General features: G+C 61.1%; 23 protein-coding genes. 20 read left to right on the forward strand and 3 right to left on the reverse strand.

Translation table 11 applies throughout. The features are described 5' to 3' along the window. The first annotated feature begins 15 nt into the window (after window positions 1-15). The 9 genes from narH to TSA66_RS12675 all read left to right on the forward strand — a co-directional run bounded on the left by narH (window position 16) and on the right by TSA66_RS12675 (window position 9712). The gene (narH, locus tag TSA66_RS12635; RefSeq protein WP_040040285.1) at window positions 16-1572 is read left to right on the forward strand and encodes a nitrate reductase subunit beta; all 1557 of its coding nucleotides are present in this window, start codon (window positions 16-18) and stop codon (window positions 1570-1572) included. Window positions 1573-1632: 60 nt separating this feature from the next. Continuing rightward, window positions 1633-2301, forward strand: coding sequence for a nitrate reductase molybdenum cofactor assembly chaperone (gene narJ, locus TSA66_RS12640; protein WP_040040286.1), 669 nt, complete (start codon window positions 1633-1635; stop codon window positions 2299-2301). Between the two features lie 27 nt (window positions 2302-2328). Further along, entirely contained in the window at window positions 2329-3012 is a 684-nt protein-coding gene (gene narI, locus TSA66_RS12645) for a respiratory nitrate reductase subunit gamma (protein ID WP_040040287.1), read from the forward strand. Between the two features lie 30 nt (window positions 3013-3042). Continuing rightward, entirely contained in the window at window positions 3043-3789 is a 747-nt protein-coding gene (locus tag TSA66_RS12650; RefSeq protein ID WP_040040288.1) for a peptidylprolyl isomerase, read from the forward strand. Window positions 3790-3989: 200 nt separating this feature from the next. Further along, a complete protein-coding gene (locus TSA66_RS25575; protein ID WP_052452292.1) occupies window positions 3990-5102 on the forward strand; it encodes a GGDEF domain-containing protein in 1113 nt (370 codons plus the stop codon). Window positions 5103-5280: 178 nt separating this feature from the next. Beyond that, entirely contained in the window at window positions 5281-6255 is a 975-nt protein-coding gene (moaA, locus tag TSA66_RS12660) for a GTP 3',8-cyclase MoaA (RefSeq protein WP_040040289.1), read from the forward strand. Between the two features lie 16 nt (window positions 6256-6271). Continuing rightward, complete coding sequence (locus tag TSA66_RS12665) at window positions 6272-6937, forward strand: carbonic anhydrase (protein ID WP_040040290.1); 666 nt, start codon at window positions 6272-6274, stop codon at window positions 6935-6937. Window positions 6938-7058: 121 nt separating this feature from the next. Beyond that, window positions 7059-9002 (forward strand): type IV pili methyl-accepting chemotaxis transducer N-terminal domain-containing protein, encoded by a 1944-nt coding sequence (locus tag TSA66_RS12670; RefSeq protein WP_040040291.1) that lies wholly within the window; start codon window positions 7059-7061, stop codon window positions 9000-9002. A gap of 29 nt (window positions 9003-9031) precedes the next feature. Then, window positions 9032-9712, forward strand: a complete 681-nt coding sequence (locus TSA66_RS12675; RefSeq protein WP_040040292.1) for a response regulator — start codon at window positions 9032-9034, stop codon at window positions 9710-9712. Window positions 9713-9812: 100 nt separating this feature from the next. Here TSA66_RS12675 and TSA66_RS12680 read toward each other — a convergent pair whose 3' ends face one another. The 3 genes from TSA66_RS12680 to TSA66_RS26890 form a co-directional block, all read right to left on the reverse strand. Then, window positions 9813-10082, reverse strand: coding sequence for a heavy-metal-associated domain-containing protein (locus tag TSA66_RS12680; protein WP_040040293.1), 270 nt, complete (start codon window positions 10080-10082; stop codon window positions 9813-9815). Window positions 10083-10263: 181 nt separating this feature from the next. Continuing rightward, window positions 10264-11112: a universal stress protein gene (locus TSA66_RS12685; protein WP_040040294.1), complete on the reverse strand. Its 849-nt coding sequence runs from the start codon at window positions 11110-11112 to the stop codon at window positions 10264-10266. A gap of 222 nt (window positions 11113-11334) precedes the next feature. Next, window positions 11335-11526: a hypothetical protein gene (locus TSA66_RS26890; protein WP_157691675.1), complete on the reverse strand. Its 192-nt coding sequence runs from the start codon at window positions 11524-11526 to the stop codon at window positions 11335-11337. An 11-nt stretch (window positions 11527-11537) separates the two neighbouring features. Here TSA66_RS26890 and TSA66_RS12690 point away from each other — a divergent pair, with 11 nt between their 5' ends. The 11 genes from TSA66_RS12690 (at window position 11538) to ccoG (ending at window position 25866) form a co-directional block, all read left to right on the forward strand. Then, on the forward strand, window positions 11538-14234 hold the full coding sequence (locus TSA66_RS12690; protein ID WP_040040295.1) for a bifunctional acetate--CoA ligase family protein/GNAT family N-acetyltransferase: 2697 nt from the start codon (window positions 11538-11540) through the stop codon (window positions 14232-14234). An 87-nt stretch (window positions 14235-14321) separates the two neighbouring features. After that, complete coding sequence (locus TSA66_RS12695) at window positions 14322-15521, forward strand: NnrS family protein (protein WP_040040296.1); 1200 nt, start codon at window positions 14322-14324, stop codon at window positions 15519-15521. A 243-nt stretch (window positions 15522-15764) separates the two neighbouring features. Continuing rightward, window positions 15765-17195, forward strand: coding sequence for an oxygen-independent coproporphyrinogen III oxidase (gene hemN / locus TSA66_RS12700; protein ID WP_040042536.1), 1431 nt, complete (start codon window positions 15765-15767; stop codon window positions 17193-17195). 270 nt (window positions 17196-17465) lie between these two features. Beyond that, window positions 17466-18251 (forward strand): sulfite exporter TauE/SafE family protein, encoded by a 786-nt coding sequence (locus tag TSA66_RS12705; RefSeq protein WP_040040297.1) that lies wholly within the window; start codon window positions 17466-17468, stop codon window positions 18249-18251. Continuing rightward, window positions 18251-20794, forward strand: a complete 2544-nt coding sequence (locus TSA66_RS12710) for a heavy metal translocating P-type ATPase (protein WP_084199574.1) — start codon at window positions 18251-18253, stop codon at window positions 20792-20794. The genes TSA66_RS12705 and TSA66_RS12710 overlap by 1 nt, the downstream gene beginning before the upstream one ends. Before the next feature lie 17 nt (window positions 20795-20811). Further along, window positions 20812-21045: a cbb3-type cytochrome oxidase assembly protein CcoS gene (gene ccoS / locus TSA66_RS28210; protein ID WP_040040298.1), complete on the forward strand. Its 234-nt coding sequence runs from the start codon at window positions 20812-20814 to the stop codon at window positions 21043-21045. Window positions 21046-21164: 119 nt separating this feature from the next. Beyond that, the gene (ccoN, locus tag TSA66_RS12720) at window positions 21165-22589 is read left to right on the forward strand and encodes a cytochrome-c oxidase, cbb3-type subunit I (RefSeq protein ID WP_040040299.1); all 1425 of its coding nucleotides are present in this window, start codon (window positions 21165-21167) and stop codon (window positions 22587-22589) included. Window positions 22590-22605: 16 nt separating this feature from the next. Beyond that, complete coding sequence (ccoO, locus tag TSA66_RS12725) at window positions 22606-23217, forward strand: cytochrome-c oxidase, cbb3-type subunit II (protein ID WP_040040300.1); 612 nt, start codon at window positions 22606-22608, stop codon at window positions 23215-23217. 2 nt (window positions 23218-23219) lie between these two features. Beyond that, window positions 23220-23402, forward strand: a complete 183-nt coding sequence (locus TSA66_RS12730; RefSeq protein ID WP_040040301.1) for a cbb3-type cytochrome oxidase subunit 3 — start codon at window positions 23220-23222, stop codon at window positions 23400-23402. Further along, window positions 23395-24327 carry a cytochrome-c oxidase, cbb3-type subunit III gene (gene ccoP, locus TSA66_RS12735; RefSeq protein ID WP_040040302.1) on the forward strand — a complete coding sequence of 311 codons (933 nt, stop codon included), beginning with the start codon at window positions 23395-23397 and terminating at the stop codon, window positions 24325-24327. The genes TSA66_RS12730 and ccoP overlap by 8 nt, the downstream gene beginning before the upstream one ends. A 144-nt stretch (window positions 24328-24471) precedes the next feature. Beyond that, window positions 24472-25866 (forward strand): cytochrome c oxidase accessory protein CcoG, encoded by a 1395-nt coding sequence (gene ccoG, locus TSA66_RS12740; RefSeq protein ID WP_040040303.1) that lies wholly within the window; start codon window positions 24472-24474, stop codon window positions 25864-25866. Window positions 25867-25880 lie beyond the last annotated feature (14 nt).

The following is a 25880-nucleotide window of genomic DNA, read 5'->3' on the forward strand; positions in this document are numbered from 1 at the left end:
AAAACAGGAGCAGAAATGAAAATCAGAGCGCAAATCGGCATGGTGCTGAACCTGGACAAGTGCATTGGCTGCCATACCTGTTCGGTGACCTGCAAGAACGTCTGGACCAGCCGCGACGGCGTCGAATATGCCTGGTTCAATAACGTCGAAACCAAGCCGGGCATCGGCTACCCGAAGGAATGGGAAAACCAGGACAAGTGGAACGGCGGCTGGAAGCGCAACGCCGAAGGCAAGCTGGAACCGCGCCAGGGCAGCCGCCTGAAGATCCTGGCCAACATCTTCGCCAACCCGAACCTGCCGGAGATCGACGACTACTACGAGCCGTTCACTTACGACTACGAGCGTCTGCAAAACGCGCCGCTGTCGGAGACGCCGCCGACCGCACGCCCGATCTCAGTCGTTACCGGCAAGAAGATGGACAAGATCGAATGGGGCCCGAACTGGGAAGACGACCTCGGCGGCGAATTCGCCAAGCGCAGCAAGGACAAGCTGTTCGACGGCGTGCAGAAGGAGATGTACGGCACGTTCGAAAACACCTTCATGATGTACCTGCCGCGCCTGTGCGAGCACTGCCTGAACCCGGCCTGCGTCGCCTCCTGCCCGTCCGGCTCCGTGTACAAGCGCGAAGACGACGGCATCGTGCTGATCGACCAGGACAAGTGCCGTGGCTGGCGCATGTGCATCTCCGGCTGTCCGTACAAGAAGATTTATTACAACTGGTCTTCCGGCAAGGCCGAGAAGTGCACCTTCTGCTTCCCCCGCATCGAAGCGGGCCAGCCGACGGTGTGCTCCGAGACCTGCGTGGGCCGCATCCGCTATCTTGGCGTGATGCTGTACGACGCCGACCAGATCGAGTCCGCCGCATCGGTGGCCGACGAGCAGGACCTGTACGAATCGCAGCTCGGCCTTTTCCTGAACCCGCACGATCCGAAGGTGATCGAGGAAGCGCGCAAGCAGGGCATCCCGGATTCGTGGCTGGAAGCCGCCAAGCGCTCGCCGGTATACAAGATGGCAATGGAATGGAAAGTCGCCTTCCCGCTGCATCCGGAATACCGCACGCTGCCGATGGTCTGGTACATCCCGCCGCTGTCGCCGATCCAGGCCGCTGCCGAGTCCGGCAAGATGGGCATGAATGGCATCATCCCAGATACCCGCAGCCTGCGTATCCCGGTGAAGTACCTTGCCAACCTGCTCACCGCCGGAAAGGAAGCGCCTGTGGTGCACGCGCTGGACCGCATGCTCGCCATGCGCGCCTACATGCGCGGCAAGTCGGTCGACGGAACCGAAAACCTGGACGTGCTGAAGCAAGTGGACCTCACCAAGGATGTGGTGGAAGACATGTACCACATCATGGCGATCGCGAACTACGAAGACCGCTTCGTGATCCCGAGCAGCCACAAGGAGATGGTCGAGGACAGCTTCAACGAGAAGGGCTCCTGCGGCTTCAGTTTCGGCAACGGCTGTTCGGACGGCGTAAGCGACGCTTCGCTGTTCGGCAAGAAGAAGCAGGGATCGGTGATCTTTGTTGACATGCCGAAGTCGCGCAAGAAGAAGACCGCTGAAAACGTCTGAGCGTGAAGTGTCCGTTCCTTCTCCGCCAGGAGAAGGAACAACTGGGCTAAAGGAATCACAATGAAACACTACCAGGCGCTATCCGCCTTATTGCTCTATCCCGAACGGGAGCTGATCGACAGCCTTCCCGAGATCGAAGCGATCCTGCAGCAAGCCCCGGTTTCGGCTGCATCGCTGCAGCCGTTGCTGGCTTACCTGAAGCGGGAAGACCTGATCGCGCTGCAGGAAAACTATGTCGCCACCTTCGACCGCAACCCATCCCACTCGCTGCATCTGTTCGAGCATATCCACGGCGAGTCGCGCGACCGCGGGCAGGCGATGGTGGACCTGATGGAAGAGTACAAGAAGCACGGCTTGCAAATGGCCGGCGATGACTTGCCGGACTATGTGCCGCTGTTCCTTGAATTCCTCTCTCAGCTGGAGCGGGATGAGGCAGAACACCTGTTGGGCGACGCAGTGCATGTGCTGGCACACGTCGGCCGCAAGCTGGCCGCCAACGGCAGCCCGTATGCGCCGGTATTCGACGTGTTGCAGCAGCTGAGCCCGGTCGTGGCCGAAGAGTTGTCCGAGCCGCCGGTACGCGATATGGACGAGGCGCTGGAAACCTTCGGCCCCGGCGCGGACGGCGTCGAGCCGCTGCTCAAAAAGGCGGCGGGCGGCGTACAGCCGATCAATTTCCATCCAAAGGGAACGCGCGCCGGGGCTGGAACTACCGGCTGCGCCGGTTGACCGGATTCATGAAAAGGAGATAACAACATGAGTTACCTGCATCAATTCGCATTCGGAATCTACCCGTATATCGCGCTGGCGATCTTCCTGCTCGGCAGCCTGATCCGCTTCGACCGCGAGCAATACACCTGGAAGTCCGACTCCAGCCAGCTGCTGCATCGCGGCAGCCTGCGCGTCGGCAGTATCCTGTTCCACGTCGGGATCATCGGCCTGTTCTTCGGCCATGCAGCGGGCCTGCTCACCCCCGTATGGGTGTGGGACACGCTGGGCGTGGAGCACGGCACCAAGCAGGTTGTCGCGATGGTGGCCGGCGGGGTGATGGGCTCGCTATGCATGATCGGCCTGCTGATCCTTCTGGCGCGCCGTTTTTCCAATGACCGTCTGCGCGCGGTAACCACCTTCAAGGATAAGGTCGTGATGCTGTGGATTCTGGTGACCCTGTCGCTTGGCCTGTGCTCGATCGTGCTGTCCGCATCGCATACCGACGGCCACCTGATGGTGCAATTCATGAGCTGGGCCCAGCATGTGGTGACCTTCCGTGGGGATGCCGCACAATTCATCGACGAAGCGCCGCTCCTGTTCAAGCTGCATCTGTTCATGGGCATGTCGCTGTTCGTTATTTTCCCCTTCACCCGTCTGGTGCACATCTGGAGCGGCTTCGCATCGGTCGGCTACCTCGGCCGCGCTTACCAGCTGGTCCGCCCGCGCTAATCGATAACAGATTGATACAGGAGTGACATCATGGGTATTTCCGTCAACGGCGTCGAGATCACCGACCAGGACATCGAACTGGAGTTGCCGCATCATCAGAAAGCGGGTAACCCGTTGAAGGAAACGGTCCATGAGCTGGTGCTGCGCGCGCTGCTGCTGCAGGAAGCCGCGCGTCTCGGGATCGAAGCCGAGGACGATGATGAGCGTATCGAGGCGCTCTTCGTGCAGCAGGTTCGCGTGCCCGAGGCCGACGACGCAGCTTGCGAAACCTTCTACCGCAACCGCCCGGAGCTGTTTGCTAGCGGTGAGATGGTGGAGGCGCGGCATATCCTGTTTCAGGTAACGCCGACCGTGCCGCTCGATCTGCTGCGCGAAACCGGCGAAGCGGTCCTGGATGAGCTGAAGCAGCATCCGGAACGCTTCGAAGAACTGGCCAGGCAGTATTCCAACTGCCCGTCGGGCCAGGTCGGTGGAAGCCTCGGCCAGCTTACGCGCGGTCAGACTGTGCCGGAGTTCGAGGACTTCGTGTTCCGCCTCGCGCCAGGGGAACTGGGCAACCGGCTGCTGGAAACGCGCTTTGGCTTGCATATCGTGCAAGTACAGCGCCGGATCGATGGCAAGCGCCTTCCTTTTGAAGCGGTAAAGGCGCAGATTGCCGAAACGCTGACACGCCAGTCATGGCAGCGCGCCGTGCACCAGTATTTGCGCATCCTGGCAGGGAAGGCCGATATCCAGGGAGTGTCGCTGGAAGGCGCCGACAGCCCGCTGGTGCAATAGCGATAGATTGACTCGTTCTTGATCCAGCTTCTTCTTTTTGAAGAAGGTCTCACCGGGGGAATTGCGTGAAATCGGTGGCGCGGTTAAGCTGTTCGTTGCCAAAACGAAAAATTACGTGTCATTCCCCGTCGGTTTCTGCCGTTATTCATGCCATCGGTGGGTCCCCGGAAGTCGCGTTGATGCTAACCGGGAGCTGCTGGGTGCTACTAGACATACTGAACCCATCGCCTCTGCCGCCCGATGCCGAACGGCGTCTGCGCGACAAGCACGAGACGCTGATGGCCCTGCTGGCGTCCGCCGTAGCGCCCATGCTCGGCGCCCTGGTCATCCTGTTTGTCGTGTGGGACTATTTTGTCGATCCCACCCGCGTTGCCTGGACGCTTCCTGTCCGGATTGCCTTTGTCGCCCTCAGCGCACTCGGTTATCGCCCTGGAGTGCTGCCGCTGGGCGCTTCGGCGCGCTGCATCTACATCCACTGGATGTTCAGCGCCGCCATCATCCTGTCCGATTTTCTGCTGACGGACGGCTTTCGCTACGGCCTGGTCGGCGTGGTGGCCGGCGTCTTTTTCGTCTCGCTCATTACGCAGACTACCCGCGGCTTCCTGCTGGCCGTGAGCGCGCCGTTCGCGCTGTTCGTTGCATGCGCGGCGGTCGACAGGCCGTTGCCCGAGCTGGCGAACGACATCGTTTTTTATCTGCTCGCCATGGCCATTGCCTTTGTGCTGATGGCCATGATCCGCTATCTGCGCCGCAGCGAGGCGTTGCTGGAGGAAGAGCTGATGCGACAGGCAACGCATGACAGCCTGACCGGGCTGTTGAACCGTGGTCGCCTCAACGAGCTGGCGGCGCGCGAAATGGCACTGGCGCGTCGGCACGGCCGGCCGCTTGCGGTGCTGATGCTCGATATCGATCGTTTCAAGCTGGTCAACGACACCTATGGACATGACGTCGGCGATATGGTGATCCGGCGGCTGGCCGACGCTTGCCGGGAGCAGATGCGCACGGTCGACCATGTAGGTCGTTTTGGCGGCGAGGAGTTTGTCTGCATTCTGCCGGAAACCGATCAGTCCGCAGCGCTGGCTTGTGCCGAACGGCTGCGCCAGGTAATGGAGCGGCAGCGCGTCGAGTCGGCGCGCGGCGAAGTGCGCTTCACGGTCAGCATCGGTGTCGCGTTGTATGACTCCGCCCATGGCGACTGGGATGCATTGCTCAAAGATGCCGATACCGCTTTGTACCGCGCCAAGCAGTCGGGCCGCAATCGCGTCATGCTGGCTGACGACTGCTTGCCGGTTTGCGCCGAAGCCGATCGCTGAAGATCGTTAGCGCCGGGTGCAGCTTGCGATGCAACCGCTTTCGCATGCGCGCGAACCATGAAAGAGGCCAAAAGGCGCTCTAATACCAAAGGACTACTCGCGCTAGCTCGTCGTGCCAACTGCCAGGCACAGCCGCTCCCCCCTACAATGGGATCATCCACCATGTACGGGAGTGACGATGTTAAGCGATAGGTTTGGCCGTTCCATCGACTATCTGCGCCTGTCGGTGACCGACCGTTGCGATTTGCGCTGCACCTATTGCCTGCCGAAAGGCTTCAAGGGATTCGAGGAACCGAAGCACTGGCTGACTTTCGACGAGATCGAGCGCCTGCTTGGCGCGTTCGCGCGCCTAGGCACTTCGCGCGTGCGCCTGACCGGCGGCGAACCACTCTTGCGGCGCAATCTGCCGGAGCTGGCGGCGCGCATCGCGCGGCTTCCCGGCATGCGCGACCTGTCGTTGTCGACCAATGCGACACGCTTGAATCGCCATGCAGGCGAACTCAAGGCGGCTGGCGTATCGCGCATCAACGTCAGCCTCGATTCGCTCGACCGCGAGTGCATGGAAAAAATCACCGGCCGCGACAGCCTGCCGCAAATCCTTGAAGGAATCATGTCCGGCAAGGCCGCCGGATTCGATCCGATCAAGATCAACATGGTCGCCATGCGCGGCATTAACGAGAACGAAATCGATGCGATGGTGGCGTTTTGCATCGAGCACGGCTTTATCCTGCGCCTGATTGAGGCGATGCCGATGGGAGCGACCGGGCGTGATGCTGCGTTCCTTGAACTCGGGCCGATCCAGACGCGCCTGCAGTCGAAATTCGGCTTGCAGCCGCAGGCGGCCGAGCTGGGCGGCGGACCGGCGCGCTATCTGGCCACTGCCGACGGGCGGGCCAGTGTCGGATTCATCACGCCAATGTCGCAGCATTTTTGCGCCACCTGCAACCGGGTGCGCCTGGCCGTCGACGGCACCTTGTACCTTTGCCTCGGCCAGGAAGAAAAATTCGAGTTCCGGCCGCTCTTGCGCGGCGGCGCGAGCGATGCCGAACTGGAGCAGGCGATCCGGACCGCAATCGAACTCAAACCGCAAAAGCACGAATTCCGCGAACAGCCGGACAAGGTCATTCGGTTCATGGCGCAGACCGGCGGCTGACCACGAAAGGCTGAGCATGGAAGACATCGAAAAATTCATCCACGGCTTTTCCCGCTTCCAGCAGCAATATCTCGGCGAACACTGCCTGTTCAACAGCTTGCGCGAAGCACAGCGGCCCGGCACCCTGGTGATCGGCTGCTGCGACTCGCGCGTCGACCCGGCGCTGCTGACCGGCAGCGACCCCGGCGATATGTTCGTCGTGCGCAACGTCGCCAATCTGGTTCCCCCGTGTACGCCGGATGCGCCGCCCGGAGTGGCTTCGGCCATCGAGTTCGCGGTATGCGGCCTCGAAGTGGAACGCGTGATCGTGCTCGGCCATGCACGCTGCGGCGGCATCCGGGCGCTGATGTCCCCAAGGCGCCTTGCGCAGGAAACGGATTTCGTCGGCCGCTGGATGCGGCACGCAGAACCGGTGCGGCAGCGCGTCCTGCGCGAACTGTCGCACAAGACGGACGACGAGCAGCACAAGGGGTGCGAGATGGCCAGCATTCTGCATTCCCTCGATAACCTGTTGACCTATCCCTGGCTGCGGCGGCGGGTGGAGGAGGGCCGGCTGCGCTTGCATGGTTGGTATTTCGATATCGATTCCGGCGCGCTGCTGGCCTACTCGGCGCGCCAGCAGGAGTTCTTGCCGCTGGTTTGTCCTCTGGAAAAACCTGAGATGGAAAGACGGCGGGCATGACTGGCACCAGGGGCGCCACTTCCGGGCGCACACGCCATATTGGCTGGCGCAATGCAACCGCTATCCCGTATGATTGGCAGATAGGCCTGCTATCGGGCCCGACCGGGCTATCACCATCTCAATGAACTTAGAGACACTCCTGCCGACGTGGCAACGGCTTTCGACCAAGATCGTCAGCATGCTGCTGGGCTTTTTCGTGCTGGCGCTGTTCGCGATCTGCGCCACGCTTTTCCTGTCTTGGCAACTGGAGGGGAGCTCCGCCGCGATCAATGAAACCGGCAGCCTGCGCATGCGCAGCTACCGGCTGGCTACGCTGTTGTCGCGCATCGTCAACGAACCGGAGACGGCGGCGGCACGCGCAGAAACCGTCGCAGAACTGAATACGATAGAAGCTGCTTTCGCGGCAGTGCGCAGAGGAAATCCGCAGCGCCCGCTATCCCTTCCTCCAACCGAACAGATCCAGGTGGAGTTCGATCAGGTGTACAGTCACTGGCAGCAGACCATGCGCCCGATGGCCACTCTCATCCTCGACAGCACAGGCGCCGAGCGCAACGCGGCGTGGCGGCGGTATCAGCCTCGGGTCGCGCCTTTCGTGGCCGAGGTCGATGCGCTGGTGCAGCTGATCGAGCGCGACAGCGAGTTGCGCACTGCCTGGTTGCGTTCATCGCAGCTGGCGCTCGTGGCATTGGCGGTCGGCGGCACCGTGGTCATGACCTATTTTATGTTCCTGGTTATCATCACCCCGGTGTCGCGCCTGCGCGGCGGCATTCTGCGCATGACGCAGAAGGATTTTACGGTGCGCCTGCCGGTGGAGAGCAAGGACGAGTTCGGCCAGCTGGCGCTGGGCTTCAACCAGATGGCCGACCGCCTGGAAGAGCTGTACGCCAGCCTGGAAGATCGTGTCAAGGTGAAAACCGCCGCACTGGAAGACCAGAACCGGGAGCTGGCGCTGTTGTATGACAGCGCTGCCTTCCTGCAGCGCCCGCAGGGCGTGGAAGCCATGTGCCAGGGGTTTTTGCAGCGTATCAGCCAGTATTTCAATGCCGACGGCGGCGCCGTGCGGGTGCTCGACGAGCGGAGCGGCAACCTGTTCATGGTCGCGCATCAGGGCGTATCGCCGGCGCTGGCGAAAGACGAAAAATGCCTGAAGGTGGGCGAGTGCCTGTGCGGCGATGCGGTAACGAAGAAAATCTCGGTGGTGCACGACCTGCAGCAGATGGACCGGGCGAATGACTTGCAGTGCCACCGCGACGGCTTTGCCACGGTGTCGGTATTCCACATCCTGGTGCATCAGCAGCACGTCGGTTTCTTCAATTTGCATTTCCGTAACACGCGAAGCTTTACCGAGCGGGAAAAAGCCTTGCTCGAAACGCTCGGCCAGTTGCTCGGCATCGCCATCGAAAACCTGCGGCTGGCATCGCGCGAGAAGGAGATGGCGATTTCCGAGGAACGCAACTTGGTGGCACAGGGCTTGCACGACAGCATAGCGCAGGGGCTGACCTTCCTGAACATCCAGGTGCAGATGCTGGATGACTCGTTACGCAATGGAAAAATCGAGGATGCTGCCGCGATCGTACCGGCGCTCCGGGCCGGTGTGCAGGAAAGCTACGAAGACGTGCGCGAACTGCTGCTGAATTTCCGCAGCAAACTGGCCGAGGGCGATCTGATCGTGGCGCTGAAAACGACCGTCGAAAAATTCCGCCGCCAGACTGGCATCGCGGTCGATCTCGTCGATGCCGACACCGGCGCACCGTTCGGGCGCGAACAGCAGCTGCAGATGCTGTTCATCGTGCAAGAGGCGCTCTCCAATATCCGCAAGCATGCATTCGCCAAAAAGGTCGACATCCGGCTCGACGACAGCCAGGACTTCACGCTGATCATTCGCGACGACGGCGTCGGATTCGATGCGGCCACGTTGCTGCAAAAGGGCGATTCGCACGTCGGCATCAATATCATGCGAGAGCGGGCGCAGCGCATTCACGCGTCGCTCGACATCCATTCCCGACTCGGCGAAGGTACGACCGTCGCCCTGCACCTGGCGCAGGAACACCGACGCGCCGCATGAACACTACATTTCACGGACAAGAGCCCAACATGAATGCTGCATCTAAACCGATTTCAGTCCTGCTGGTCGACGACCACACTCTGTTCCGCAGCGGAATACGCTCCCTGTTGCAGCGGCACTCCGATTTTTCCATCGTGGGCGAGGCATCCGACGGCGTCGAGGGCATCAAGCGCGCCAAGCAGTTGCGCCCGGACGTCGTCCTGCTCGACCTGAACATGCCCGGCATGTCGGGGCTGGAAACGCTGCAGCTGCTGCTGCAGGATTGCCCGGATATCGCGGTCATCATGCTGACCGTCTCCGAGGAAGCGGAAGACCTGACCTCAGCGCTGGCCTCCGGCGCGCGCGGCTATCTGATCAAGAACATCGACGCGGATTACCTTGTGCGCGCCATCCGCCGTGCCGCGGCGGGCGAGCCGGTACTGGCCGAGGCGATGACGACCAAGCTGGTCGCGCACCTGCAGGGCGGTACGCCAAAACCTGCGGCCCCCTCCGAATTGGACAAGCTGACGCCGCGCGAAAAGGAAATTCTGGTCTGCCTGGCGCGCGGGGAAAGCAACAAGATCATTGCGCGCACGCTGGAAGTGGCCGAGAGCACGGTCAAGATCCACGTGCAAAACATACTCAAGAAGCTCAACCTGACCAGCCGCGTGCAGGCGGCGGTGTTTGCGGTGGGACACGGGATGGCGGGCTCGTCGGACAAGCCGAATTGATTATGGTGATAACAAATACCGCCGCCTGCGCCTGCCAGCACGGGCAGCGGCGTGATGACTCGCGGCGCCAAGTGCTTGCAAGCACTCGCCGCTTCCGCGCTTAACCGCAGCCGCCACCGCAGCAGCTTCCGCCGCCACTGCCGCTCAGGTCGATCGCCCTGACGCCGACGACGCCATAGCCCGCCTGCTTGATTGCGGCGACCAGCTGCGGCCTGGCGAGGCGCTGTTCGTCGAACTGGACTACGGCCTTGTTGCAGGAGACGGACACGCTGGCGCTGGCCACACCGTCGAGGGATTCCAGGGCTCGCTTGACATTCTCGCCGCAGGCGTCGGACGACATGCCGTTGATTTTCAGGGTTTCGGTTTGCATTCTGATATTGAAGAGTGAATTGATCGGTTCTGATAGCCGCGCGGGAACGGCGTGGACCGATACTACTGGAGCGTTTCCGCCGGAATAAATGATCAGGATCAAGTTTCCGTAACTGGCGCAAACACGAAAAAACGGCCGTCGCCATCGGGCGGCAGCCGCTACAACTGGATGGACTGCGCTGTCAGTGCGCCATCAGCACCGGCACCGTCATCGATTCGAGCACCGTGCGCGTGACGCCGCCCAGCAGAATCTCGCGGAAACGGGTGTGCCCGTAGCCGCCCATGACGATCAGGTCGGAGGCGAAGTCGGTCGCCGCCGACAGCAGCGCATTGCCAATATCGATCTTGCTCTTTTGCCGGACCACGTTCACGCGAATGTTGTGGCGGGCCAGGTACAGTGCGATATCGGCACCGGGCTGCTCGCCATGCGCATCGCCCTGATCGTCGGCATTGAATACGAGGACCTCGACAATGTCGGCGCGCTTGAGCAGCGGAATGGCCGCCGTCACGGCACGCGTTGCGCTGGTGCTGGCATCCCATGCAACCAGCACGCGCTTGCCGACCGTGTCAAACTGGCCGGCGTAGGGCACGATCATCACCGGCCTGCCGGAATTGATCACCACATATTCGGGAAAGTCGGGCAGGGTGGCAGGTGACGGATCTTCCAGGTCTGTCTGGCCAATCACCACTAGGTCGCTGTAGTGCGCCTGCAGGCTGACACCGGCGCCGGCTTCGTCATCCACCAGATGCGATTCGAAGGAATTTACGCCCATGCGCTGCACCGTTTTCTCGAACTCCTGGAGCGCTTCCTTGCCCTGCTGCCGCAGCACTTCCATGTGCGCTTCCAGATGTGCAGTGAAGCCGGCGCCGTCACCCAACATGCCCGCCTGGTAAATGTAACGCGACACGCCGGTCGGGGCGGCACCGATCAGGTGTGCGTCTTCATTGAGCGCGATCGCGGCCGCAAGCTTGACGCGCTCGGCGGAATGCTTTGATTTGTCTACATGCACGAGAATGGTTTTGTAAGACATGTGGTGCCCCTTTCAGGTTCGGCTCGTTGTCGGGAATGGGTCTTTTCTTGTTGATTTTCAGTTTCGAAGAGCTCTTCTCTTGGTCGATGACCCAGCTTCATTAGCGTAGGGCCAAGCCAAAAACCAGTCCAGAGAAAATGCATGCCGATCAACGAATAGTTTTGGCATATTTGACTTGAGTCAAATTTTTCGGGGGAGCCCATTTGTAACATCGGTCGAATATCAACATGCGGGTTTTCGGCCCGGCGAAAATGCAGGTTTGCCGGGCTTTTTCCATGTGTTTGCGCCGTCGTTGACTTGCCAGTAGCCGCCCGTTCCGGAGGCGACAAGCTCTACCGTTACAATCATGTCGCGCAGTGCGGCAATCCACACGCTGCCAACCCAGGCGGAATTCACAGCAGAAAGCATATCCAAGGACGGTACCCATGAGCGTCAGAAACCTCAAGCATCTGTTCGAGCCTCGTTCCGTTGCCGTGATCGGCGCGTCGATCCGGCCGCACAGTGTCGGCGCGACCGTACTGCAAAACATGGTGTCCGGCGGCTTCGAGGGCGAGATCATTCCGGTCAATCCGAAATACGACACGCTTGCGGGCCTGAAGGTGTATTCCAGCGTTTCGCACCTGCCGAGCGCACCCGACCTCGCGATCATCTGCACGCCGCCATCGACCGTGCCCGAGATTATCAAGGACCTCGGCGCGCTCGGCACGCGGGCCGCGATTGTCCTCACGGCCGGGTTGGGCACGATCAAGGACCTGCGCGGGCGCACCATGAAAGACCTGATGCTGGCTGCCGCCAAACCGCATCTGCTGCGCATCCTCGGACCGAATTGCGTGGGGCTGCTGGTGCCGAAAATCGGGCTGAATGCGAGCTTTGCGCACACCAGCGCACTGCCGGGCAAGATTGCGTTTGTATCGCAGTCGGGCGCGATGGTGACCGGTGTGCTGGACTGGGCGCGGTCGCGCGGAATCGGGTTTTCGAAATTCATTTCGCTTGGCGACAGTGCCGACATCGATTTCGGCGACGTGCTCGACTATCTGGCCAGCGACAGCGATACGCAGGCGATCCTGATGTACATGGAAGCGGCCAGCGCCGCGCGCAAGTTCATGTCGGCCGCCCGCGCAGCTGCGCGCGCCAAACCGACCCTGGTGATCAAGGCAGGGCGCGCGCCCGAAGGCGCTAAGGCGGCGGCATCGCATACCGGCGCGCTGGCCGGCGCCGACGATGTGTATGACGCCGCGATCCGCCGGGCCGGCATGCTGCGCGTATATAGCACCACAGACCTGTTCGACGCAGCCGAAACGCTTGCTCGTGCCCGGCCGATGAAAGGCGACCGCCTGGCGATCATGACCAACGGTGGCGGTCCTGGCGTGATGGCTACCGATGCGCTAATCGCGCAACAGGGGCGCCTGGCGAACCTGTCCGAACAGGCGCTGGCGAAGCTGGACGAAATCCTGCCAGGTACTTGGTCGCACGGCAATCCTGTCGACATCATCGGCGATGCGCCGGCGCAGCGCTACGTCGACACGCTCGGGGCGCTATTGCAGGAGCCGGAAGCGGACGCTACGCTGTTCATTCACGCGCCGACTGCCATCGTGCCCAGCGCCGAGATCGCCCAGGCGGTAGCGCCGGTCATCAAGGACGCGCCGCGCAATGTGCTCGCCTGCTGGCTGGGCGGCGATTCGGTGGCGCAGGCTCGAGCGATCTTTTCAGATGCCGGCATCGCGACGTACGATACGCCCGAAGAGGCGGTGCGCGGCTTCATGCAGATCGCCGAGTACCATCGCAACCAGTCGCTGCTGATGGAGGTCCCGCCTTCGGTGCCGCATGCGGCGCAGGACGATCGGGACGAAGCGCGGGAGGTGGTGCAGCGTGTGCTGGCCGCTGGCAGGAACATGCTGTCCGAGCCGGAAGCCAAGCAGGTGCTGGCCGCCTATGGCATTCCGGTGGTGCAGACGCGTTCAGCGCGCAGCGTCGAGGAGGCGGTGCAGCACGCGGCGGAAATCGGCTTTCCCGTCGCGTTGAAGATCATTTCGCCCGACATTACGCACAAGTCGGATGTCGGCGGCGTGGTGCTCGACCTGGCCGACGAAGCGGCGGTGGCCGCGGCCGCCGTGGGGATGAACCGGCGGCTGCGCGAATTGCGCCCGGGCGCGAAACTGCAAGGCTTCTCGGTCCAGTCGATGGTTCGCCGCCCGGAAGCGCGCGAACTGATCGTCGGCGTCACCACCGACGCAGTGTTCGGTCCGGTGATCCTGTTCGGGCAGGGCGGTATCGCGGTGGAGGTGACGGCTGATCATGCCATTGCCTTGCCGCCGTTGAATATGGTGCTGGCGCGCGATCTTGTCACCCGCACGCGCATTTCGCGCCTGTTGGCGGCATACCGTAATCTGGAAGCGGCTGATGTGGATGCGGTGTGCCGCACCTTGATCCAGATTTCCGACCTTGTTGTCGATATTCCCGAAATCGCCGAACTCGACATCAACCCCTTGTTGGCCGATGGCAATGGCGTCATCGCGCTCGACGCCCGCATCCGCGTCGTACGCGCGCGCGGCAGCGGCGTTGACCGGTTGGCGATCCGTCCTTATCCCGGAGAGCTGGAAGAGCAGATCGCGTGGCAGGGGAGGCCGCTGGTGCTGCGCCCGATCCGCCCGGAGGACGGGCCTCAGCATGTCGAATTCTTCGGCATGCTCGAACCGGATGACATTCGCTACCGCATGTTCATCAGCATGCGGTCGTTATCGAAGTCGGACCTCGCGCGCTTTACGCAAATCGACTATGACCGCGAGATGGCGTTCATCGCAACCCGCCCGCGTGAGGACGGCGTGTCGGAAACGCTCGGCGTGGCGCGCGTCATCGCCGATCCCGACAATATCAGCGCCGAGTTTGCGATCATCGTGCGCTCCGACCTGAAAGGAAAGGGGTTGGGAGGATTGCTGCTCAACAAGCTGATCGAGTACTGCCGCTCGCGCGGGATCCACGAAATCGTCGGCGAAACGATTAGCCATAATCACGGCTTGCTGATGCTTGCCAAGAAATTCGGGTTCGTCACCATTCCCGGCGGCGGCAGCGACACGACCGGATTGCGGCTTGAACTGGTGGCGGCACGCGCTTCGGCGTCTTGATGTTTCTCGAAAGATGTAATTGCGTCATTGCGCTATAGCCCGTTGCGATATAAGATTCATTCTAAATGAATCTTTGTGGGGTGAAAAATGGCGCTAATGATCATTGACGAGCCGCGTGTGCCAGGCAAGAAGGGGCAGGCGGCGGGTGGGCATCCCCTGTTCCGCCTCGGTTTTCGTCCTTTCTACCTGCTGGCGGCGTCGTTTGCGGCAATCAGCGTCCCGTTGTGGATCGCGCGCTATCTCGGCTGGACCCAGGCATTGGGTAACGTGGATGTTAACTGGCACATGCACGAGATGGTGTTCGGGTTTGCGATCGCGGTGATCATCGGATTCGTGTTCACGGCGGGCCGAAACTGGACCGGCCTGTGGACGCCGCGAGGCAATCATCTCGCTGCGCTGGCGGGCTTGTGGCTGGCGGGACGCCTGGCGATGCTGGCGGCGCCGCCGGTACTGGCGGCCCTGGTCGACATGCTGTTCCTGCCGCTCGCCGCATGGCCTATCTATAGCGTGTTGAAGCGGTCCGGTAACAAGCGCAACATGTTCCTGGTCCTGTTGCTGAGCCTGCTTACGGTGGCAAACGGCCTGTTTCATGTGGCGCGGCTCGGCTGGATCGACATTGCCCCCTTCACCCCGATCCATGCGGCGATTCTGGTCATCGTGATGATCGAGTCGGTCATTGGCGGGCGCGTGATTCCCGGCTTTACAAGCAATGCGACCGGCGTCAAGACGATCACGAATCCCAAGCTCGACAAGATCTGCATCACGCTGACCGCGCTTGCCTGCCTGGCGTGGATCGTACGCATCCTGCCCCCGTTCAGCGCTTCCCTGGCATTTGCGGCGGCTTGCGCCCAGGCCGTGCGGCTGGCTGGCTGGAAGCTGCCTGCAACCTTGAAGAATCCGCTGCTGTGGATACTGCATGTCTCGTATGCATGGATTCCGCTCGGGTTTTTCGCGCTGGCCGCAGCGTCGCTGAATCTCGTATCCGCCAGTGCGGCATTCCATATTCTCGCCGTGGGTTCGATGTCGGGATTAATCATCGGAATGATTACGCGTACAGCCCTGGGACATACGGGCAGGCCGTTGAAGGCGGGAGGTGCTGAACTGGCAATGTATGTGCTGGTCCAGCTTGGCGTGATCGCGCGCTTTGTTGCTGCCGTCAGCACGACTGACTTGCGCGACCATGCGCTGGCCTGTGCCGCTGTCAGCTGGTCTGGCGCATTCCTGCTTTATGCCGCTGTGTATGGCCGCTACCTATGGAACCCGCGCATCGACGGCCGCGAAGGTTGAAAAAAAAGCACGCGAAATGTGGCGTGTGTGATCGTGATGAAAGAGGCAAGCCGGCAGCGGCTTGCCTCCCTGTTATTGCGAGCGTGCGCCGCATTCCTCCTTCAATTTCATGACATTTTGCCTACACTAACCAGTTCCGGCATTTTTGACTTGGATCAAGGCCCCTGTTTGGCCCGATTCGTACACTGCAACGCAGTCTCAAAGCGTTCCGGCACCGGAACACGACCCCAGGAGTAAATAATGATGGCCGTTTCCGCCGCTCACGCGTCGCACGTTCCGACAGTGCAGTTCGATGCTGCGCTGATTCGCAAGCTCAGCCAGCAAGGCCCGCGCTACACTTCTTATCCGACCGCAGACCGTTTCACGGATCAGTTCGGTGTGGGCGACTATCTGCAGGCGGTCAACAGCGTGAGAGCAATGGGAGCGCGCAACCCCCTGTCGCTGTATATCCATATCCCATTCTGCGACAAGCTGTGCTATTACTGCGCATGCAACAAGATCATCACGAAGAACCGCAGCAAGGCCGAGACATATCTGACCTACCTGAAGCGCGAGATCGAAATGCAGGGCAAGCTGTTCGCCGAGATGAACCAGGTCGAGCAGCTGCACTTCGGTGGTGGCACGCCGACGTATCTCAACGATGCGCAGATGGCGGATCTGCTCGCGCATCTGCGCAAGTGGTTCCGCTTCGCCACGGACGATGCGGGCGAGTATTCGATCGAGATCGACCCCCGCACGGTGTCGCCGGAGCGTGTGCACACGCTGCGTGCGCAGGGCTTCAATCGCATTAGTTTCGGGGTGCAGGATTTTGATCCCGATGTGCAGAAGGCGGTCAACCGCATCCAGCCTGAAGAGCAAACGCTGGGCGTGATGCAGGCAGCCCGCGACGCCGGCTTCCGCTCGATTTCCATCGACCTGATCTACGGCCTGCCCAAGCAAAACCTGATCACAATGGGCCAGACCCTGAACAAGGTGGTGGCGGCCAACCCGGATCGCATTTCGATTTACAATTACGCCCACATGCCGGCCTTGTTCAAGTCGCAGCGCCGCATTGCGGAAGAGGACCTGCCGAGCGGCGAAACCAAGCTCGACATGCTTTCGCTGTGCATCAAGCGCCTCACCGATGCCGGCTATGTATATATTGGCATGGATCATTTCGCCAAGCCCGATGACGATCTCGCCATTGCGCAGCGCCAGGGCCGTCTGCACCGCAATTTCCAGGGGTACTCGACCCACGCGGAAGCGGAGATGGTATCGTGCGGCGTATCGGCCATCAGCGCCGTCGGTTCGAGCTACAGCCAGAACGAAAAGACGCTGGAGGCGTATTACGAGAGCATCGAGCAGGGTGAACTGCCGATTGCACGCGGCATCAAACTCAGCGTGGACGATCTCCTGCGTCGGATCATCATCCAGATGTTGATGTGTAATTTTGAATTGTCGATCAAGTCGTTGGAGATGGCCTATCCGATCACATTCGCGCACTATTTCGCGACCGAGCTGGAAAAGCTGCGTGCGCTGGAGCAGGATGGATTGTTGAAGATCGATAGCGAATGGCTGACGGTGACGCCAAAAGGACGCCTGCTGATCCGTAATATTTGCATGGTGTTCGATCGCTATCTGAACTCGCCGCGCGAGGCCAAACTGGAACGACTGAAGTATTCGAAGACTATTTAGTGCCTGTCATGAGCTGTTTTAGGGGGCGAGTTCGAACCGGATGGTGTGCCGGGCGAGGGGCAAGCTACGCTGCGGTGTGCATCGATGCAAGCGGTTTGCAAGACAGTGCCACGCGACTCCGGTTTGAACCCTCTGCGCAGTACCTTGAACGGGCCGCCTGCGGTGTTGCGGCTTCTTGCCATAGCACTGCCACGACGCGTCGCCAGGCCTTGCATTCGACCTGTTCAAGGGGCCGCGCGACCCCTAAAACAGATCAATACAGGCTCTAACGTGACCGATTTGCATCTTATTTCCGTTTTTCTAATTGGCTTGCTGGGCGGAGTGCACTGTGTAGGCATGTGCGGCGGAATCGTTGGAGCGCTGTCGGTCGCTTCGCGCAGCAAGCAGCCGTTTCCGGTTCCGGTAGTTTCCGCCGCGCCAGCTCTGCCGCAATCGGCAGTCGTCGACAACGCATTGCGCGTCGTGGCTTATAACGGCGGGCGTATCGCAAGTTACATGATCGCCGGTGCGATTGCCGGCGGTCTTGCGCAGGGTGCGCGCACCCTGTCTTTCGTTTCCTCCCTGCAGATCGGTGGCTACTGGGCTGCAAACCTGATGCTGGTGGCGCTCGGGCTGTATCTGATGGATGTCTGGCGCGGCCTGGCGCGTGTCGAAGCCGTGGGGCAGGTCGTATGGCGGCGCGTGCAACCGCTGATCAGGCATTTCCTTCCGATGGACAGCGTGCCGAAGGCATTCGCGCTGGGCGGGCTGTGGGGGTGGGTACCCTGCGGCATGGTGTACAGCGTATTGTTGACCGCGATGTTGAGCGGCTCGGCGGCATCCGGCGCGGCGGTGATGTTCGCCTTCGGGCTCGGAACCTTGCCGGTATTGCTGACCATGGGATTGCTCGGCACTCGCCTTCAGGCATGGACGCGCCAGCGTCGGGTGCGAATCGCGAGCGGCCTGCTCGTGCTTGCCTTCGGGCTGCTCGGTTTGGCGCGCGCTGCCAACGGCGTGTCGCTTGGCTGGCTCGATACGTTTTGCGTGACACCGGCAGCGCACCAGGGAGGGCATTGATGGCTGCCGTGTCGTCCGGTGTGTCGCGCATTGATGCTGCCGCAGCTGATTCCTCTGTTGCCGCAGCCGGCTGCTTCCATTGCGGATTGCCGGTGCCCTCGGATGCCACCTGGCAGGTGGTGATCGAAGGTGCGGCGCGACCGATGTGCTGTCCGGGGTGCGCCGCCGTGGCACAAACAATCGTCGACAATGGCCTTGCCGACTACTATTCCTCGCGCAGCGGTTTTGCGCCGACAGCCGATCAGAAATCGCTGGTTCCCCCTGAACTTCGCCTGTACGACGCTCCGGAAGCCGTCGAACGTTTCGTCGAACGTGCCGATGACGCGCAGGACAGCTGCGACGCGGTCTTTTCCGTCGACGGCATTCGTTGCGCAGCTTGCGTATGGCTGATCGAGCGGCGCCTGTGCGGCGTTCCCGGCATAGAGCATGCCAATCTCAATGTGGCAACCGAACGCCTGCAGGTGCGCTGGGACAGGCAGCGCTGCAAGCCGAGCGACATCCTGAAAGCGGTGCGCGAACTCGGCTATGTCGCATACCCGTTTGATCCGATCCGGCACGGCGAGCAGTTGCAGCGCCAAAGCAAGCGGCTGTTCCGCCAACTGTTCATCGCCGGCCTGTCGATGATGCAGGTGATGATGTACGCGGTGCCGGCCTATCTTGCCGCCGACGGCACGATGGAGGCGGACATGGCAAGCCTGATGCGCTGGGCCAGCCTGTGGCTGACGGTGCCGGCCGTTTTCTATTCAGCGATGCCATTCTTCAAAGGCGCCTGGTCGAACCTGAAGGCACGTGCGCTCGGCATGGATGTGCCGGTGGCGCTCGGTATTGCGGCGGCATTCGGCGGCAGCGTGGTTGCCACAATCCACGGCCAGGACGAAGTCTATTTCGACTCCGTCACGATGTTCATTTTCCTGCTTTTGTGCAGCCGTTATCTGGAACTTGTCGCAAGGCGCAAGGCGGCTTCAGCCCTGGAAAAGCTGCAGCGCGCCTTGCCTGCATCGGCCGCCCGACTGACCTCTTATCCCGCCAGTCGCGATACCGAGATCGTGCCTGCCGGCCAGTTGGTCGAAGGCGATCTGCTACTGGTCAAGCCGGGTGAGGCGATCGCGGCTGACGGCGTGATTGTCGAAGGCTCGACAGCGGTGGACTTGTCGCTGCTGACCGGTGAAAGCGAACCGGTGCGGCGAACCGTCGGCGAGACCGTTCCGGGCGGATCGGTCAATGCAACACAAGCCATCGTGGTGGAAGTGGCCAAGCCGGTGCGCGAGAGTACATTGTCAACGCTCGTCAAGCTGATCGAACGCGCAGGGCAGGGCAAGCCGCAACTGGCGCTATGGGCTGACAAGGTAGCGGCATGGTTTGTCGGGGCATTGCTGGTGTTCGCACTTGTCATTTTTGGCATTTGGTACTGGGTTGATCCGTCCCGCGCATGGCCGATCGCGATTGCGGTGCTGGTCGTGTCCTGCCCGTGTGCATTGTCGCTGGCCATGCCGAGTGCACTGGCGGCAGCGACGGACAGGCTGGTGCGCCAGGGGGTGCTGGTGGTGCAGCCGCATGTGCTGGAAACCCTGCATCGCGCCACCCATGTCATTTTTGACAAGACCGGGACGCTTACCTTAGGAAAACCAGCACTGCGGCATGTCGAAACGGCAGGCACTGCACCGAGCGCCTGGTGTCTTCAAGCGGCGGCGGCCCTGGAGGCGTCGAATGCGCATCCGCTCGGCGCGGCTATCGTCGAGGCGGCTGCCCGTTTGGGGGAACGTCCGGCGGCGCGCGAGGTGGAATACACCGCCGGCCAGGGGCTGGAAGGCATCGTCGAGGGTATGCGCCTACGTCTCGGGCGTGCCGCCTTTGTCTCGGGCATCACCCGCTCCCCAATTGCTGAACATGACGACAGCAGCGTAACTGCTGTCTATCTCGGTGGCGAACATGGTTTGCTGGCCCGTTTTGAGCTGGCGGACGCCGTGCGCTCCGACGCGCGCGAGGTGGTCGATTATTTCAAGGCCTGCGGCAAGCATGTCATCCTGCTCAGCGGCGACCAGCGGAGCGTGACGCAAGCCGTCGCCGCCGAGCTTGGCATTCCGGTCGCGCACGGCGAATTCCTCCCGGAGCAAAAGCTCGATTTCGTGCGGCGCCTACAGGCCGATGGGGCGGTGGTCACGATGGTCGGCGATGGCATCAACGACGCTGCCGTGCTGCGCGCCGCAGATGTCTCGTTTGCAATGGGGAGCGGCGCGGCGCTGGCGCAGGCCCACGCGGATACCGTGCTGCTGTCGGGGCGCCTGTCGTCCGTGCGCGAGGCAGCGCAGACCGCTACCCGGACCATGCAGGTGATACGGCAGAACCTTGCATGGGCTACGCTCTATAACGCACTTGCCATTCCTGCCGCTGCGCTTGGCCTGCTCACGCCCTGGCTGTCGGGGATAGGCATGTCGCTCAGTTCTGCGCTGGTGGTGGTGAATGCACTGCGCCTACGCCGCATTCCCAAAGACCCGCATGGCTCGTCCACGGTACAGGCGCAGTCGCGCCGGCAAGCGGCATAACCATACGGATTGACATCATGGAAGCTCTTTACATCCTTGTACCTCTCAGCGTTGTGCTGGTATTCGTTGCGATCTGGGTATTTCTCAGCATGTCCGACGGAGGCCAGTTCGACGACATGGTGGGGCCGGCCATGCGCGTGGTGCTTGACGATGATCAGGCCGGCGAGGACGCTCCTGAGGCGGGAAAAGCGCATGGCGGGAGCGATGCCAAAGGCGCAACGCACAAGCACAATACCGATTCTCTAAATTGAGAAAACCAGAGTAAATCACTCGGTTTTTTGATTCGGATCAATTTGACTCAAATCAAAGTTTTTGAGTACCCAAAACCGTACCCTCCCCACATCGTATTACCAACCCTGGGAGATCGTACGTGGATACAGCACTCAACTACAACTACAAGGTCGTTAAGCAGTTCACGATCGCTACTGTAGTGTGGGGCGTGGTGGGTATGCTGGTCGGCGTTTTTATCGCCGCACAGCTTGCCTGGCCTGCCCTGAATTTCGACATACCTTGGCTCACCTATGGACGCTTGCGTCCTTTGCATACCAATGCGGTGATTTTTGCGTTCGGCGGATGCGCGCTGTTCGCCACGTCTTACTACGTCGTTCAGCGTACCTGCCAGGTACGCCTGTTCTCCGACGCGCTGGCTGCCTTCACCTTCTGGGGCTGGCAGCTCGTTATCGTGGCAGCAGCAATTACGCTGCCGCTCGGTATGACCACCGGCAAGGAATACGCCGAACTGGAGTGGCCGATCGACATCCTGATCGCGCTGGTCTGGGTGGCGTACGCGATGGTTTTCTTCGGCACGCTCATCAAGCGCAAGGTGCCGCATATCTACGTCGCGAACTGGTTCTATGGCGGCTTCATCCTCGCCGTGGCCCTGCTGCACATCGTCAATAGCGCCGAAATGCCGGCGTCGCTCACCAAGTCCTACTCGGCATACGCTGGCGTGCAGGACGCGATGGTGCAATGGTGGTATGGACATAATGCGGTCGGCTTCTTCCTGACCGCGGGCTTCCTCGGCATGATGTACTACTTCATCCCGAAGCAGGCCGAAAAGCCGGTTTACTCCTACCGCCTGTCGATCGTGCACTTCTGGGCACTGATCTTCACCTACATGTGGGCGGGCCCCCACCATCTGCATTACACCGCGCTGCCGGACTGGACCCAGTCGATTGGCATGGTGTTCTCGCTGATTCTGCTCGCACCGTCCTGGGGCGGCATGATTAACGGCATGATGACCCTGTCCGGCGCATGGAACAAGCTGCGCACCGACCCGATCCTGAAGTTCCTGATCGTGTCGCTGTCCTTCTACGGCATGTCGACCTTCGAAGGCCCGATGATGTCCATCAAGACCGTCAACGCGCTGTCGCACTACACCGACTGGACCGTCGGCCACGTGCATGCAGGCGCTCTTGGCTGGGTCGGCTTCATCACCATGGGTTCGATCTACTACCTGCTGCCCCGCCTGTCCGGCAAGACCGAAATGTGGAGCAAGCGCCTGATCGAAGTCCACTTCTGGGTGGCGACTATCGGCATCGTGTTGTACATCGCATCGATGTGGATTGCCGGCGTGATGCAAGGCCTGATGTGGCGCGCAGTTAATGCTGACGGCACGCTGACCTATACCTTCGTGGAAGCTGTGAAAGCAACGTTCCCGTACTACGTGATCCGTTTCACCGGCGGCCTGCTTTACCTGAGCGGCATGGTGCTGATGGCTTACAACGCGGTGATGACGCTGCGCGATGCAAAACCGGTGAATGCTCGCATCCCGGCAGTTGCGGCCCACGCTTGAGAATGAGGAGTTACGAATGAAATTCAAACATGAATGGATTGAGAAGAGCCCAATCCTGTTGCTCGTGCTGGTGTTGATCGTGGTGAGCTTCGGCGGCCTGGTCGAGATCGTTCCGCTGTTCTTCCAGAAGTCGACTACCGAGCCGGTAGCCGGTCTGCAACCGTACTCGCCGCTGCGACTGGCCGGCCGCGACATCTACCTGCGCGAAGGCTGCTACAACTGCCACTCGCAGATGATCCGTCCGTTCCGTGCCGAGACCGAGCGCTACGGTCACTATTCGGTGGCTGGCGAGTTCGTCTATGACCATCCGTTCCAGTGGGGCTCCAAGCGCACCGGTCCGGATCTGGCCCGTGTCGGCGGCCGTTATAGCGACGAGTGGCACCGCACCCACTTGAACAATCCGCGCGACGTGGTTCCCGAGTCGAACATGCCGGGCTATCCTTGGCTGGCAAAGACCAAGCTCGTTCCGGATGAGATCGCGCCGAAGATGCGCGCGCTCAAGCGGTTGGGCGTGCCGTATACCGACCAGGAAATTGCCGAGGCGCCGAAGTCGCTGGCCGACAAGACCGAGCAGGATGCGTTGGTCGCCTACCTGCAAGGCATGGGAACCCTGATCAAGGCGAGGTAATCATGGCTTTCGAACAAATGATCACGGATTCGCGCATCCTCTTTACGGTGGTGAGCTTCCTGACCTTCATCGGGATCATCCTGTGGGCCTACAGTGCGCATCGCCGCGCAGATTTCGAAGCGGCAGCCAACCTGCCATTCGCCGACGAATTCGACACGCAAGTTGCGGAGAAACAACATGTCTGATTTTACAAATAGCTTTTGGAGCATCTACATTACGCTCCTGACCCTGCTTGGTATCGCCGGCTGCGCGATCCTGCTCTGGGCCCAGTCCAAGGCCAAGGTCGAGGTGGGACCCGACGGCAAGGTAACGCAAACGACCGGTCACAGCTGGGACGAGTCCCTGCAAGAACTGGATACGCCGATGCCGCGCTGGTGGATGTGGCTGTTCTACATCACCATCGTGTTCGGCCTCGCTTACCTGTTCCTGTATCCGGGCCTGGGCACGTATGCAGGCAAGCTGGGCTGGAAGTCGACCGGCGCGTACCAGGAAGAGCTGAAAAAGGCGGATGCTGAATTCGGCCCGATCTTCGCGAAGTACCAGCAGCAGGATCTGAAGGCGGTAGCCGCCGATCCGCAGGCGCATGCCATCGGCGAACGTCTGTTCCTGACCTACTGCGCTCAGTGCCACGGCTCTGACGCACGCGGCAACAAGGGCTTCCCGAACCTGACCGACAAGGACTGGCTGCACGGCGGCGAGCCGGACGTCATCAAGACCACCATCATGAATGGTCGTCACGGCATGATGCCTTCGATGGCGGCAGCGATCGGCGGCGACAAGGAAGTTGAAAACGTCGCGCAGTACGTCCTGAGCCTGTCGAACTCGGCGCATGATCCGATCAAGGCTGCCTTTGGCAAGGAGAAGTTCGGTGCCTGTGCCGCATGCCACGGTGCAGATGGCCACGGCAACCAGGCCATCGGTGCGCCTAACCTGTCCGACAAGATCTGGCTGTACGGCGGCAGCGCCGACACCATCATGGAAACCATTCGCAAGGGACGTGACAACACCATGCCCGCGTTCAAGGATTTCCTGGGTGAGGCGAAGGTGCACCTGCTGGCCGCATATGTGTGGAGCCTGTCTAACGACACCGGTTCTGTCGCACAGAAGTAAGGGCGCCTGACAGTAGCAAAGGAAGCAGTCGCGGGCCGCACAAAGTCCCGCCGCCGCACGTGATACGATACGCGCGGCAAGTGCGGCCCCGGCTGCTTAATTACTTGGCATAAAGCCCTATTAATCAAACGTTGTGAGTCTGTAATGAGTGAGGCTGCTCCAAAAGTATCGGTAATCAAGATGTACGCCGCTCGCGAGGAAATCTATCCGCGCGAGGCCAAGGGCTTGTATGCCAATTGGCGCTGGGTGTGCGTGTGGCTGACCCAGCTGGTGTTTTACGGATTTCCGTGGCTTTCCTGGAATGGCCGCCAAGCAGTTCTGTTCGACCTTGGCGCGCGCAAGTTCTATATCTTCGGCGTGGTGCTGTGGCCGCAGGACTTTATCTACCTGGCGCTGCTGCTGATCATCTGCGCGTATGCGCTCTTTCTCTTTACTGCCGTCGCCGGCCGACTGTGGTGCGGCTTCTCCTGCCCGCAGACGGTGTATACCGAAATCTTCATGTGGGTCGAGCGCAAGATCGAGGGAACGCGCAGCGCCCGCATGCGGCTGGACAAGCAACCATGGACTGCCGAGAAGGTCGCCAAGAAATCGGCGAAGCATCTGGTCTGGGGCGTAATCGCGCTGTGGACCGGCTTTACCTTCGTCGGCTATTTCACCCCGATCCACGAACTCGTCGGCGAGGTGAAAACCCTCGGCATGGGGCCATGGGAATGGTTCTGGATCCTGTTTTACGGCTTTGCGACCTACGGCAACGCCGGTTGGATGCGCGAGCAGGTGTGCAAGTACATGTGCCCATATGCGCGCTTTCAGAGCTCGATGTTCGACAAGGACACGCTGACTGTCACGTATGACAAGGAACGCGGCGACCCGCGCGGCGCACGTAGCAAGTCGGCTGCCAAATCGAACCTGGGCGACTGCATCGACTGCTCGATGTGCGTGCAGGTTTGCCCGACCGGCATCGATATCCGCGACGGCCTGCAGTACGACTGCATTGGTTGCGCCGCCTGCGTCGACGCCTGCGACTCGGTGATGGACAAGGTTGGCTCGCCGCGCGGCCTGATCCGCTATACAACAGAAAATGCACTGAAAAACCATCTGACGCCGCAGCAGATCCGACGCCGCGCGATGCGCCCGCGTGTGCTGATCTACACGGCCATCCTGGTGCTGATCGTGGCAGGATTCTTGGGCTCGCTGCTGACGCGCACCCCGCTCAAGCTGGATGTGATCCGCGATCGCGGCGCTATGGGACGCGAGGTTGAGGACGGCATGATCGAGAACGTGTATCGCCTGCAGATCATGAACACGGACGAATTCCCGCACAAGTACAAGATCAAGGTGTCCGGCATCGAATCCATTGCGCTGGCTGGCGCTGAAGAGGTCGAGTTGCCGGCCACCGGCTCGCGTGCAGTGCCGGTGCGCGTAAGAATCTCCCACGGCAAGGGGCAGCCCGGCTCGAACAAAATCATGTTCGAAGTAGAGTCGACTGACGGTTCGGATGTGGAAGTGAAGGAAAAGGCGGTATTTTTCGTGCCGCGTTAAACGCAAGGAGATTG

Source organism: Noviherbaspirillum autotrophicum, assembly GCF_000818395.1.
GTDB classification, from domain to species: domain Bacteria; phylum Pseudomonadota; class Gammaproteobacteria; order Burkholderiales; family Burkholderiaceae_D; genus Noviherbaspirillum; species Noviherbaspirillum autotrophicum.